Below are 13,855 nucleotides of genomic sequence, written 5' to 3'. Positions count from 1 at the left end.
TCACTCTGTTAAGGGTAGTCTGTAGCTCATGACAACTCGTAGTGAGAACACCGTAACAATTAATCATTCTGCTGAAAAAGTTCACCAGGCGCTAACCAACGCCGACTATTGGACCTTCATTGCAACCACACTTTCTCCGGAACCAGGTGAGCTTCACGAGTTCACCGATGCTAATGGCGGCGCAGTTGCAACCTTGTTCGAGATCCTTCCGCTCGACATTCTTCCGGAAGCCGTTCGCGCCATGATTAGCCAGGCGCTCAAGGTTAAGCGCGTAGTTACCGTCGCTGGTTTAGAAGGAAATGACGCAGCAATCAGCTACACTGCCGATGTTAAAGGCACACCTGTTGATTTCAAAGGTCAGATTTCTCTTCACGGTGAAAACGAGCAAACCACTCTCAGTTATGCCAATGAAGTCAATGTGAATATTCCTTTCATGGGTCCAGCGATCGAACCTAAAGTTGCTGAAGCACTTGGCGAGCTTTTTGCCAACGAAGGTGCTCTGACCGAACAGTGGATTTCTGAAAACCTCTAATCTATGGCTGACCACGCGCATAATATGCGCACCAATTTCGCCAGTGGTCGTGGCGCACCCGTCGGTGTCATTACTCGTGGCACGACGGGTTTTCAGCGTTTACGCCGCGTCGACCGTTGGATGCACTTTAATGCGGATTTTTCGCGCCTATTACACCACAGTCTTAATCCCCTTGCCCTCGATGTAGGCTACGGAGCAAGCTTTACGACGACCGTCGAGTGGGCACGCTGGTTAAGAAAAACCCGATCTGATATTCGGATCATCGGATTAGAAATCGACCCGCAACGAATCTTGCCACCACGTGATGGAGTCAGTTTCGAACTCGGTGGTTTTGAACTTGCCGGCTATACCCCCGATATTGTGCGCGCTTTTAATGTGTTGCGGCAATACGATGTTTCACAAGTCGAATCCGCCTGGGAGATGGTGTTAAGTCGGCTGCGCCCGGAAGGGAAATTCGTTGAAGGAACTTGTGATGAGCTCGGGCGTCGGGCAACCTGGATAGTACTTGATCACACTGGTCCTCAAACTCTGACCCTCTCATGGGACCCATTTGACGTCGAAAAGCCTTCAGACATCGCTGAACGGCTACCCAAAATACTTATTCACCGCAATATACCTGGGGAAAAGATACACGAACTTTTGTCGCTTTTAGACAGCTACTGGCATCGTATGGCCGCTTTTTCCACCTTTGGTCCACGCATTCGCTGGCGAGAAACACACAACGCACTTGTTGCCGATGGTGTTCCACTTCATCCGATTAGGCGACCTATACGTGATAATCAGCTCACGATTTCCTGGGCAGAAATCGCACCATAACCGCATAACGGTGGAATCTACGCGGTTTTTAAGTCACACTATTACAATGACGAAAACCATTCTTAAACTTTTTATTGGCTTGCTCGCACTCGTACTCATTGCGGAGTTTTATGCACGGGTATATATTTCCCATCAGCTTTCCAAAGATGATATGCAAGCGGTCTCGGTTTCTTTTGGCGCACAACCACTTATCCCAGGGTTAGTCACCAAAAAGATCTCACATTTAAAAATTGATTCACCAGATACTGTGCATATCACCCATGATGATACTGGGAAAGTCCAAGAAATAACCGGTCAACCCGCAACAACAATAACAATCGACGGGCTTTCACTTACCGACCCGGACAACCCCACAGCAGAGCATATTACCGTCGCGTCTTTAATAACTAGTGATTATATTCTCGCGGATGTGCAAAAAACTCTCGCCGAAAACACATCTACGCAGCAGGCCGAGTCTATTGAGGAATTAGCCGCAAATGTCATCAACAATATTGTGCAAGTCACCGCAATTACTCCCACTGCACGAACTGGGTCTTTCGATGTAGAAATATCTTCTGGTGCCGCGGTACTCACCTTTAGACCAGAAGCTGTTGACGGAACGCTTCAGTTAACCGCAACAAACGCACACCTATTCGGTTTTGAATTACCGGACTCTGTTGTTGAAATGATCTCCAAAGCATTCCAACAAGGAACTAACGGTTATGTACAGAATTTACATATCGATACCGTTATAGTTACTGATACTGGCTTTGGTCTTACTGCCAGCGGCAACAATGTAAAGCTCTCCGAATTAGACTATTAACCCTTAGTGATAAGCGTCCCATAACCGGGGGTAAAACTTAATATTTCCAATGGTGGTAGCTCTTGAAAAAACTCTGGGGCGCTTTCTTTCCATCCCATGAGCACACCATCGAAAGCGCATTTATGAGCATAGTGCGCGAGCGTACGTGCCTGCATGGGATCAACAAGAAGCGTATCGACGGCAAGAATCAGTTTGGCTGGCTGTGTTACTGACTCGCGCAAAGCAATAAGCTCAGACATAACCGCATAAGAGTCGAAAAGACGCGTATCGTCAAGCACCACCACTATTTCGGTAGCACCGCATTGGACAGCTAACCGCGCCTCAGCTGCTTTTACTAGACTGTGGTGCCTTCCGGTAGGGTATCCGGCAACCGAAAGTACGCGACCGTCGCTAGTGATTGTGTCGAGAAGCGTTGGATCAACTAGTAAATCGCCACTGCTAGGAACTTTATCCCGTGGTTGGCCAAGAAAAGATCGGATCATCTACCAACCAAATTTCCCATTAAGGATGTTATTAATCTGTGGTCGCACATCAAACCAATACAAACCAATGATGACAATACCCGCCCAGCTTAAAAAGCGTATTTGCAGCATCAATGCGAATGCCGAAGCAAGCAACAACGCCGCCCACACATATTTTGGTTGCCTATCTGCTACTTCAAAGGCATCGGCACGAGTAGCAAGTACAAGAATCACACCAATAACGCCACTGATCGCCAGCACTGTATAAAAGCCTTTAATGAGCAAGGCCAAGACGTAACCTACAAAAGCAACCATAATTTCCTATCCAGGTATTTTTACGACAACAGCAATATTAAATAACCTACACAATAAATAACGACACCAGCCAAAGCACCAACTACTGTGCCGTTAATGCGGATATATTGCAGATCTTTGCCCACCATTAACTCAATTTTCTCGCTGGCTTCTTTGGCCTCCCAGCCGCGAATCTGATCCGAAATAATCGAAATAATATCGCCCATATGCCGATCCGCAACGTATCCGACCACGCGTTGAATATAGTTGTGTGCCGCATCGCGCCACATAGGATCGTCGATAAGCTTTTCACCTGCAGAACGAGCAAAATCAGCAATTTTAATTCGCACCAAACTCTGCGGATCTTCCATCGCTTCTGTGAGCGTACGCACACCCGCTTCCCACAGCGTGGCCCCTGCTTGAACAACAGAATCGCTAGCCATAATGTCATTTTTAATGCGTTCAACTTTGGCAATCATTTCCGGATCAGTTTGTAGATCCTCAGTAAGCTGATTCAAAAAACGACGCAATGCGATACGGGCATCGTGGTTTGGATCCGCTTGAATTTCCGCCACCCACTTGATTGCTTCCTTATGAACTTTCTCAGTAGCTATTTCATTGACAAATGATGGCGTCCAATTGGGCAACTTATCCCTAGTAATCTTGGCAAAGAAATCGCCCGAATCAATGACCTTGCCATAAGCCCACTCAATAAGATCATCAATCAATGGCTCGATGTGTCCATCAGCGATAAGCTTGCGTCCTGCTTTGCCAATAAGTGGTCCCCATTCAGGCTCCGCCAGCTTTTCGACGACCCCATGCTGGATCACTGCCTGAGCATCATCAGAATTAATGTTGTTGACCGCATAAAGCACAAAACTACCCATATATCCAGAAAGCTTGTTGGCGTTTTCACTTTCCCGAAGCCACTCCCCGGCTTGATGCGGTATATCAAACTCATTAATTTTGCCAAGAATCTGATCAGTAGTTAAAAAGTTTGAGCGAATAAATTGTGTGAGCTCGTCGCCAATTTTGTCTTTAGCATGCGGGATAATAGCCACATGCGGAATAAATCTTAAACCCAAGGGGTAACGAAAAAGAGCTGTCACAGCGAACCAGTCCGCCAGGCCACCAACCATCCCCGCCTCGGCACCGGCTTCTACCAAGCCCAACCAAAAACTTTCATAACCGCGTGCTTCAAAAACTTTACAGATAAAAAAGATCACGGCCGCACCGACCAAAAAAGCAAGCGCGATATTTTTATGTTTTCTTAAACTGGCGCGTTTTTGTGCTTCCGATTCGGCGCTCAGTGACGGCATCGTAGTCATGGATCCGATTATTCCTGCTTTATTGGTGGTTTCCCAATCTGTTCGCTAATAAAGAAAAGGCTCCCGAGGGAGCCTTTTCTTATCAGGAGGTGTCAAGCTAAATTAGTTCACGCGTCCAGTCTCTGCGCGGTACTGCCGGTAGTAACGACGCCCACGGTAAATGAGCGCAAAGCCACCGATAATCAAAATTGCTGCCGCAACAGCACCACCGATGGTGTATGCCAGGTAGTGTTCTTGAGTGCCAACGAGTCCGGAACCGAGACCAAATACGAACGTTCCTAATCCGGCTAGGGAGGTCAAAATCATTCCCATGCCTAACCAGGTGCTCATGCGTTGCAAAGAAGAATGCGGTGCATACAGGCTGACTGGATCGTACCCGTCGATGTACTCCATGCGACCGGAAAAAACTGGATAGCCTTTGTTATCAACGGTCGTTCCTGCCATGGACAGCCCTTTCTCTAGTAGTTGTACCGTTAAGGATAACCCCTGCATAAGTACTGCGCTAATAGTGTCAGCGCAGTACTACCTTATGAGGGTGATTAATGATCCTTGGCGCTAAATGCTGCGCGGGCGCGTTCCTTATTGATCGCGGCAACAGCGGTCAATGGAATACCTGCTGGGCAAACATCAGCACACTCGCCATATAAGGAGCAGTGTCCAAAGTTGGTTTCCAACTCGTCAACCATCTTACGGGCACGACGTCCACGTTCTTCCTTACCCAATGGCATAAGCGAAAGGTGAACTAGCTTCGCACCAGTAAATAGGTGGGCTGCACCGTTCGGGCAGGCAGCGACGCAAGCACCACAGCCGATACACGCTGCGTGATCAAGTGCAAGCTCAGCGGTTTGGTGGTTCATGTGCAAGGTATCCGCATCAGGCGCGGTACCAGCGTTCACCGAAACGTAGCCGCCTTCTTGCATCACGCGATCAAGTGCGGAACGGTCGACGACCATATCCTTAATCACTGGGTATGCAGCGGATCGGAAAGGTTCAATCTTCAAGGTCGCACCATCAGCAACGCTTTCTAGACGCTGGTGGCAAGAAGGCTTGTTCTTTTCCAAACCGTGTGGGCGGCCATTAACCATCAGACCACAGGTACCGCAAATACCTTCGCGGCAGTCTGAAGCGAAAGCGAATGGTTCTTTGCCCTCTTCGATCAGACCGGAGTTAACGTGATCCAGTAACTCCAGAATAGACATTTGTGCTACGGCGTCTTCGACCGTGACAGACTCAAAGTGACCTTCGTCGTTTGGCCCAGCCTGACGCCAGATTTCAAGATGGAGTTTCATTACTTGTAGTTCCTTGTCATCAGCGGGATCGATTCGAAGGTGAGCGGCTCTGCGTGGCGGATGAACTCGCCTTCAGCTTTGCCTGGCTCCCATGCGGAAACGAAGCACCAGTTTTCGTCGTCACGCTCTGCCTCGCCTTCTTCGGAGAGGTGATCGTCACGGAAGTGAGCACCACAGGACTCATCGCGGTCAAGTGCGTCCACGCACATCAGCTCGCCAAGGTCAATGTAGTCGGCTACGCGCATTGCGTATTCCAGAACTTGGTTCATCTCGTCGGTACGGCCAACCATGCGCATATTTGCCCAGAAGTCCTTGCGTAGAGCACGAATCTTCTCGATGCCGGACTTAAGGTCCTCAATATTGCGAGCCACACCACAAGAGAAGTACAGGATTTCACCGAGCTGGCGGTGATAGTACTCAGGTCCGTGTGGATTATCGCCCTTGATATTCATCAAACGATCAATACGTGCTTGGGCACGGGCAAGAGCAGCCTTAACCTCTGGAGCGTCGTCAGAAAGACGCTCTTCACCTAGGTGTCCGGCTAGGAAGTTTGGCACGCTAAATGGCAGGGTGAACCAACCATCAACCGATGCCGAAAGCAGGGAGTTTGCGCCCAGACGGTTTGCACCGTGGTAAGTCCAAGAGCACTCACCAGCAGCGAAAAGACCTGGGATAGAGGTCATTTCATTAAAGTCGGTCCACAGGCCACCCATAGTGAAGTGGCATGTTGGGGCGATACGCATTGGCACCGTATATGGGTTTTCGCCAATAGCCTCTTCATACATTTGGAAGAGGTTGGAGTAACGCTCACGAATGGTGCTCTGGCCAAGGCGCTCGATGGAGTCACGGAAGTCTAGGTAAGCAGCATTGTGCAGTGGCCCCACACCTAGGCCCTTATTGATCTGCTGAGAAATTGCACGCGAAGCCACGTCGCGAGGCACCAGGTTACCGAAGGCAGGGTACCGGCGCTCCAGGAAGTAATCACGCTCTTCTTCAGGGATAGTGTTCGGATCGCGGTCATCGCCAGCAACGATAGGTGACCACACACGTCCGTCGTTACGCAAAGACTCAGACATAAGAATGGTCTTTGCCTGCCATTCGGAGTTCACCGGCAAACCGGTTGGGTGGAACTGAATAAACGATGGCGACGCAAAGTAAGCACCATGCTCATAGGCGCGCATAATCGCGCCCGCATTGGAGTTCTTTGCCAGGGTTGACATGTGGAAAACGTTGCCATAACCGCCGGTAGCCAAGATAACAGCATGACCGGTGTGAGCAACCAATTCACCGCTGATCATGTTACGCATGATCAAGCCCTCGCAACGCTTCTGCCCATCCTTCTCAGTAATGATGAGGTCGTGCATATCGTTGTGGGTAAAAATCTCCACAGTGCCCAAGTGAATCTGACGCTGCAATGCGCTGGCGGTAGACAGCTGCAACTGCTGGCCGGTTTGACCACGAGTGTAATAGGTACGAGAAACCTGCACACCACCGAAGGAACGAGTAGCCAAGGCCCCACCGTATTCGCGAGCAAAAGGTGCACCGATAGCATTCATGTGGTCGATCACGCGAACGGACTCATACGCCAAGCGCCAGCAGTCCGATTCACGACCACGGTAGTCGCCACCTTTAATGGTGTCTTTGACGTGGCGATATGCGCCGTCGTTGTCAACCTTCTTACCACGAGCGGAGTTCACGCCACCCTGTGCGGCAATAGAGTGCGCACGACGAGGGGCGTCATGATAGGTAAATACCTTGACGTTGTAGCCGAGCTCGCCAAGAGCGGCTGCTGCGCCACCGCCGGAAAGACCGGTACCAACCACAAGAATGTGGAATTTACGACGGTTAAGCGGGGAGACCAATTCCATGTGGTTTTTTTGGTACTCCCACATTTCTTTTTTAGGAACGCCGTGCGGCTCGTGCGAGTCCAAAACCGTACCAGGACGAACGCCAGGAACGATGGATTCTGGGTGGTTGAACGCAGGGCGAGCGGTGTCAGAGTAAGTGCTCATAAAATTAACCTTCTTCGTCGCCTACTAGCCAACCCAGCCAAGGGCGATGGATAGTGGGATGGAAATGTTGCCAATCATAACGATGGCCGGAACGATATATGCGCACGCCAGCAAAACAGCTCGCCAACGCTTACCAGTAATACCGAGATCCGAGATTGCCAACCAAATACCGTGGCTTAGGTGCAAGAACAGCACCACCATGGCAATGATGTAGAAAATGGTTACTGGCCAACGGCTAAAGCTTGCCACCATGTTGGCGTAGATCTCACCGTGTTCAAAAACATCGGTAGCCGCAGGTGCCACACCCGCAGTGAGATCAAGGATGTGGAAGATAATAAACGCAAGCAAGATAATGCCGGTAACAAGCATCGTCGAGGTTGCGAAGGTGTTAAATCCGCCAGTCATATTGGTGCGGCGGAACTTTCCGCGCGACTTGTGCGAGCGAGCAGTCAAGGCAAATGCACCATAAATGTGCAGGATAATAGCTGCTAGCAGGGTGAGGCGGAAGATCCATAGGAATGTTTCATGGGGCAAGAGCGGGTACAAAAGATTACGCAGCCACTCGCCATAGATATCAATAGGATGAGTTCCATCCTCATAATGAGGCAAGAAAACTTTAAGATTTCCGACCATATGGAAAACCACAAAAGCAGCGAAAATAAGACCAGTAACGGCCATCCCTAGCTTTAGTGCCCACGTCGGCAACTTTGGCCGCTCACGTAGCGGCTTTTCAGTGATTTTTCCGTGCGCAATTGCGTCACGATCAATGTTATTTACAGTCATGGCACCTCCAGTGTCGTCTTTACTTTATTAGGTTTACTCAGTGTTAAACCACTTGACGACCCCTGTAGTGACTTACCTCATATGGATAAAAACCACCTACGACCTGCTGTTTAGGCAAGCCTTAACTGTTTCGGTTTCTCAATAGCTTTCCGATGCCGGGCGCTAGCTGCGCTTTTAATGAAGCGCAAAGTGACATTTTTACCAGTATCGAAATACCACACTTTCCAACATCAAAACTGGGCTACCCCCTTTTTGGACTCAACCAAAATACTGACGCACAGCTGATACCACCTGCCCCACTAGCCACAGCTGAAGCAGGCAACCAAAAAAGGAGCCCGAAGGCTCCCTTTTATTTACTGTAGTTACAGGTTGATCAGCACCTACAGGTTAATCATGTGTCCCATAATTCCCTCAGCAGCTTCTTTCATAGCTTCTGACAAGGTTGGGTGAGTATGCACATTGCGACCGATTTCTTCAGCAGTAAGATCAAAGCGCTGCGCCAAAGTAAGTTCTGGTAGCAACTCAGAAACGCTTGGACCAACCATGTGGGCACCAATAATCTCACCGAATTCACCATCGGCAATAATCTTTACGAAACCTACCGCCTCCGCAAGACCCTGCGCCTTACCGTTAGCAGAGAATGGGAAAGTAGCTACCTTGATCTCGCGATCAGCAAACTTTTCCTTAGCCTGCTCCTCGGTATAACCGAAAGAAGCAACCTGTGGATTACAGAAGGTTGCCCGCGGCATATTCATATAGTCGCCCAGTAGCTGGGTTTCGACACCGGCAATAACCTCGGCAGCGACAACACCTTGTGCCTCAGCAACATGGGCAAGCTGCAGCTTCGCAGTAACGTCACCGATAGCGAAAATATGTGGCACGTTGGTGCGCATTTCCTCGTCAATATCGATTGCGCCACGCTCGGTAAGCTTCACACCAGTATTTTCCAGGCCATAGCCGTCGACACGCGGTGCGAAACCAATGGAAACCATAACGCGATCAGCGGAAATAGTTTCAGACTTGCTGCCATCTTTGGATTCGACATCAACCTCCACACCAGTTCCATTATCGCGAATAGCGGTGGTCTTATGCCCAGTAAGAAGCTTGACCCCCAGCTTCTTATACTGTTTAGCAATTTCCTTGGAAACGTCCTTATCCTCATTAGGTAGCACGCGATCCATAAACTCTACGATGGTGATGTCTACGCCATAATTCGCCAACACATAGGCAAATTCCATACCAATAGCACCAGCACCAACAATCACCATAGACTTCGGGGCTTCAGATTTAAGAATCTGCTCTTCGAAGGAAACAATATTTCCACCGATCTCAACCCCTGGCAGAGAACGAACAACCGATCCGGTAGCAATAATGCAATTATCAAAAGTAATTGTCTTGCCGGCGTCACTGCCCTCAGTAATTTCGAGAGTGTGCGCATCCTTGAACGAACCTAGACCATCGATCTCGGTGATCTTGTTCTTCTTCATCAGGTAGTGAACGCCTTTAACAATACCTTCAGAGACCTTGCGCGAACGTGCATGTGCTGCCCCAAAATCGAAGGAGACATCGCCAGAAATTCCGAAAGTCTTCTTCTCATGGTTAAAGATATGCGCCACTTCAGCATTCTTAAGCAGTGCTTTCGACGGAATACAGCCCACGTTAAGGCAGACACCGCCCCAGTACTGCTTTTCGACGACAGCTACCTTCTTACCAAGCTGCGCCGCGCGGATTGCAGATACGTAGCCACCAGGGCCCGCACCAAGTACTACTACGTCATAATGTTCAGTCACGAACTCTAGAATACGGAAAATTCAACATATTTGTTACTGAATTCTTCCTTTCAGGGGGTAAAAGTTCCCCATCACAAGTAAAGAAAAAGCCCGCATCGCGGGCGCACATGCTCAAACAAGCATCAAACTGTGATCAATTTCGATCACTACCTGTTCATATTCAAACAGATTCTTTATTTAGAAAAGGTTAAGCAGCAAACCCAAATGCGAAGAGCCGGAAGAGCCAATATGGATAAGGCTGCCAAGAATAGTGTTAATAAAAACGAGGATCTGTTCCATAATAAAAGTCCTTATATATCCGGCCACGTATACGGCGTAGGTAAAAATGTATCTGACGGCCGGGCATAAACAAATCTTTGCTTATGTAATTTTCCAACCACCGACATTTATCTTATTCATTACTATTACGCTTGCAACACCGTTTACGCCCGCGTACCTTTAAAAAGTATCGTTAGCGGCGATATGACCTTTACATGTCCACGGATTTCTGATCCAAATAAGCGTCGCAAAGCTTAAAAGAAAGCTCAAAGAAGAGGAATCTCTGCATGAAACTTCGTACTGTAGCAGCAACTATTGCCGCCGTCTCACTCCTTATCAGCACTCCTGCCGGTGCCGCAGAACTAACACCGCAACAGCTGGCCAGCGCTGATAAGGCAACTGTGAAGCAATACACCAATGAGTCTGTGTCCCCAGCATGGCGCGACAAAATTGACAATGAGCGTGTTGTTGAGATGTGGGCAACCTCCCCCTCAATGAATAATCGCGAGATACCTTTGGTGGTCATCAAAGCTGCTCACGAAAATCGACCCACCATTTATCTACTCAACGGTGGCGACGGTGGCGAAGGACGCGCTAACTGGGTCATGCAAACCGACGTTATCGACTTCTACAAAGAAAAAGACGTTAACGTCATCATCCCTATGTCTGGAAAATTCTCTTACTACACCGACTGGGCATCCGAAAACGAGCACCTCGGCGGCCGCCAAATGTGGGAGACCTTCCTCACCAAAGAGCTTCCAGCAACCATCGAACCAATGCTCAAAGCAAATAACCAGCGCGCTATCACTGGTATGTCCATGTCTGCTACCACCAGTTTGCTCTATGCACAGCACAACCCAGGCTTTTACGACGCCGTCGGTTCCTTCTCTGGCTGCCCAGGAAGCTCAAGCCCACTAGGTGTTCTTTCCATCAAACTCACCCTTGATCGGGGTAAAGCCACCCCAGAGCAAATGTGGGGACCAATTGGCTCCGAAGCATGGATCTATAACGACGCACTGACCAACGCAGAAAAACTACGCGGCACCGCCGTTTATGTTTCCAACGCCACTGGCCTAGCCGGAACTTGGGATCTACCAGGACTTTCACCACGTCTGCAAAAGCTCGACCCAGCTACTGCTTCCGCAACTAGTGCAGCAACCATCATTGAGGGTGGCGCCATTGAAGCAGTCACCAATGCCTGCACCCACCAGCTTAAGACCAAGCTCGATAGCCTTGGTATCCCTGCCGATTTCAACTTGCGCAACACTGGCACCCACTCCTGGGGCTACTGGCAAGACGACCTACGCGGCTCCTGGGAAACCTTCGCCCGCGCCTGGGGAATCTAATCTAAAACTCAGCCACCAAATCTGACCACGCTTGTACGCATTCACGGTTTACTGTCTTTCATAGTCACTAACCCTTATGCGGTTTTGAATGCGATTGTGGAACAACAACAGTACGTCGCAAACAACCACTGCGACGTACTTTTTTCTTAACCACGATCACACGCAGACTTCTTAAAACAACTTCAATGCGGTTATCGTCTCTATGCTTACATTCATGGATCTTTTGCGTATCGACGACCCCGCCGCTTGCCAATGGGCTAAAAAATGGTCACAAAAAACCCAACAATTTTGCGACCCTACCCTTCAACAACGCTTCCTTGACCAACTCAACCGCGATGACCGCATTACATATGTCACCCGGCGCGGAAAATGGTTGTATAACTTCTGGTGCGATGCGAAAAACCCACGCGGTCTCTGGCGAAGAACAACCGATATGTGTACCTGGGAGGTGCTTATCGACGTCGATAAGCTTGCCAAGGAAGAAGGCGAGAACTGGGTGTGGAAGGGAGCACACGTTCGCTTTCCGGAAGCCGATCTCGCATTAGTGCGGTTATCCCGCGGTGGTAGTGATGCAGTGGTAATCCGTGAGTTTGATATTGAGGCACGGATTTTTACTGATGATTTTTATGTGCCGGAAGCAAAAAGCGAAATTAGTTGGATCGATGCTGACACGGTGCTAATCTCTACTGATTTTGGTCAAGGCAGTTTGACCAATTCAGGCTATCCGGCACGCAGTCATTTGTGGCGGCGCGGGCAAAAATTAGCTGACAGTGAAGAGTTTTTCTCTGGGCATGCCGACGATCTCATGATTAGCGCATGGGCGGATACTGACCCCGGTTTTCAGCGGTTATTCGCCCACCGACAAATCGACTTTTATTCGCAACGTACTTTCCTACACACCCCGCAGGGTTTACAAATCATCGAAGTAGCTCAAGATTGTTCTATCTCAGTTTTTCGTCACTGGCTATTTTTATTACCCCGCAGCGAATTTCTCGGTATCCCCGCCGGAGGTATTGGTGTATGCAATTTCGATGAGTTTTTAGCCGGAAACCGCACTGTGCATGTTCTTTTTACCCCCACACCCACAAGCAGCGTACAAACCCTAGATTTCACCAATAGCCGGGTCTTGGTAACCATTCTTGATAATGTCTCCAGCCACATCATTGCCTACGATCTAGAAACTTTTACCCCCTGCCCCATCGAACTACCTCCACTGGTTACTGCACGAGTAGTTGCCACCGATCGCTTCAGCGAAGAAGTCTTTATTGCAACAAGTTCCTTCACCCAACCCGAAACCCTATATCGCAACGGCGAAATCGTAGCTAGCGCACCACAACTCTTTCGCACCAATGGTCTCGAAACCCGCCAGTATTGGGCACGCTCTGCCGATGGCACCCGCATTCCTTATTTCATCACTGGGCGTTTCGACGGACCGCATAAAGCTCTCGTTTACGCATACGGAGGCTTCGAGATCTCACTAGTACCGCAATACAGTGGTTTGCTTGGGCCATGGCTTGAAGCTGGCAACTACTATGTGCAAGCAAATTTGCGTGGCGGTGGCGAATTCGGCCCCTCGTGGCATGAACAAGCAATAAAAAATAACCGCGTGGTCTGCTACGAAGACCACTATGCGGTCATTTGTGATCTCGTCGAGCGCGGTTTCAGTACTCCGGAGCAAATTGCCATACGCGGTGGTTCTAACGGTGGATTGCTAACGGCTGTAGCATTGACTCGTTATCCGGAAGCATTTGGCGCAGCAGTTATTCAGGTTCCGTTGACCGATATGATGCGGTACCACACCTTGTTAGCCGGCGCGTCATGGATGGCGGAGTATGGCGATCCCGAGGGTGCGGAAAAAGAAACGCTGCGTAGCTATTCACCACTGCATAATATTTCTGATCGACCATATCCACCTGCGCTCATTACTACATCAACTCGCGATGATCGTGTTCACCCGGCACATGCGCGACTCTTTGCACAAGCATTGCAAGAAGCAGGTAAGCGTGTTGATTATTACGAGAATACTGAAGGTGGACACGCAGGTGCGGCGAATAATGAACAAATAGCGTTCATGAATGCTCTCGTCTACGGCTGGCTTAACACAATGCTGGAGTAAAGTTGCTGTCTGTGAAAACGGCAGCGCG

The 13,855-nt window shown here is 49.4% G+C and carries 13 protein-coding genes; 5 read left to right on the top strand and 8 right to left on the bottom strand.

Annotation, left to right across the window (positions count from 1 at the left end; all coding sequences use genetic code 11):
• The first annotated feature begins 28 nt into the window (after positions 1–28).
• From UL82_RS01135 to UL82_RS01125, 3 genes are read left to right on the top strand one after another with little or no spacing between them, the layout of a single operon-like run.
• A complete protein-coding gene (locus tag UL82_RS01135; RefSeq protein WP_046438546.1) occupies positions 29–532 on the top strand; it encodes a DUF2505 domain-containing protein in 504 nt (167 codons plus the stop codon).
• Between the two features lie 3 nt (positions 533–535).
• On the top strand, positions 536–1,348 hold the full coding sequence (locus UL82_RS01130) for a methylase (RefSeq protein ID WP_046438544.1): 813 nt from the start codon (positions 536–538) through the stop codon (positions 1,346–1,348).
• 46 nt (positions 1,349–1,394) lie between these two features.
• Positions 1,395–2,150, top strand: a complete 756-nt coding sequence (locus UL82_RS01125) for an LmeA family phospholipid-binding protein (protein WP_046438543.1) — start codon at positions 1,395–1,397, stop codon at positions 2,148–2,150.
• On the opposite strand, the gene UL82_RS01120 is transcribed toward UL82_RS01125, so the two are convergent.
• The 8 genes from UL82_RS01120 to lpdA all read right to left on the bottom strand — a co-directional run bounded on the left by UL82_RS01120 (position 2,147) and on the right by lpdA (position 10,107).
• Entirely contained in the window at positions 2,147–2,632 is a 486-nt protein-coding gene (locus UL82_RS01120) for a beta/alpha barrel domain-containing protein (protein ID WP_052735832.1), read from the bottom strand. The genes UL82_RS01125 and UL82_RS01120 overlap by 4 nt on opposite strands.
• A complete protein-coding gene (locus tag UL82_RS01115; protein ID WP_046438541.1) occupies positions 2,633–2,926 on the bottom strand; it encodes a DUF2516 family protein in 294 nt (97 codons plus the stop codon).
• A 20-nt stretch (positions 2,927–2,946) separates the two neighbouring features.
• The gene (locus UL82_RS01110) at positions 2,947–4,233 is read right to left on the bottom strand and encodes a DUF445 domain-containing protein (protein WP_046438539.1); all 1,287 of its coding nucleotides are present in this window, start codon (positions 4,231–4,233) and stop codon (positions 2,947–2,949) included.
• A 102-nt stretch (positions 4,234–4,335) separates the two neighbouring features.
• Complete coding sequence (locus UL82_RS01105; protein WP_126316381.1) at positions 4,336–4,677, bottom strand: hypothetical protein; 342 nt, start codon at positions 4,675–4,677, stop codon at positions 4,336–4,338.
• A gap of 95 nt (positions 4,678–4,772) precedes the next feature.
• Positions 4,773–5,522, bottom strand: a complete 750-nt coding sequence (locus UL82_RS01100; protein WP_046438537.1) for a succinate dehydrogenase/fumarate reductase iron-sulfur subunit — start codon at positions 5,520–5,522, stop codon at positions 4,773–4,775.
• Complete coding sequence (locus UL82_RS01095) at positions 5,522–7,534, bottom strand: fumarate reductase/succinate dehydrogenase flavoprotein subunit (protein ID WP_046438535.1); 2,013 nt, start codon at positions 7,532–7,534, stop codon at positions 5,522–5,524. The genes UL82_RS01100 and UL82_RS01095 overlap by 1 nt, the downstream gene beginning before the upstream one ends.
• Positions 7,535–7,558: 24 nt before the next feature.
• A complete protein-coding gene (locus UL82_RS01090) occupies positions 7,559–8,317 on the bottom strand; it encodes a succinate dehydrogenase cytochrome b subunit (protein WP_046438534.1) in 759 nt (252 codons plus the stop codon).
• A gap of 380 nt (positions 8,318–8,697) precedes the next feature.
• On the bottom strand, positions 8,698–10,107 hold the full coding sequence (gene lpdA, locus UL82_RS01085) for a dihydrolipoyl dehydrogenase (RefSeq protein WP_046438533.1): 1,410 nt from the start codon (positions 10,105–10,107) through the stop codon (positions 8,698–8,700).
• Between the two features lie 545 nt (positions 10,108–10,652).
• Between lpdA and UL82_RS01075 the strand changes: the two genes are divergently transcribed.
• Together UL82_RS01075 and UL82_RS01070 are read left to right on the top strand one after the other, a co-directional pair.
• On the top strand, positions 10,653–11,711 hold the full coding sequence (locus UL82_RS01075) for an alpha/beta hydrolase (protein WP_046438529.1): 1,059 nt from the start codon (positions 10,653–10,655) through the stop codon (positions 11,709–11,711).
• Positions 11,712–11,913: 202 nt separating this feature from the next.
• On the top strand, positions 11,914–13,827 hold the full coding sequence (locus tag UL82_RS01070; protein ID WP_046438527.1) for a prolyl oligopeptidase family serine peptidase: 1,914 nt from the start codon (positions 11,914–11,916) through the stop codon (positions 13,825–13,827).
• Positions 13,828–13,855 lie beyond the last annotated feature (28 nt).

This window comes from Corynebacterium kutscheri, assembly GCF_000980835.1.
Lineage (GTDB): Bacteria > Actinomycetota > Actinomycetes > Mycobacteriales > Mycobacteriaceae > Corynebacterium > Corynebacterium kutscheri.
This window is presented reverse-complemented; position numbering and strand designations above follow the sequence as displayed.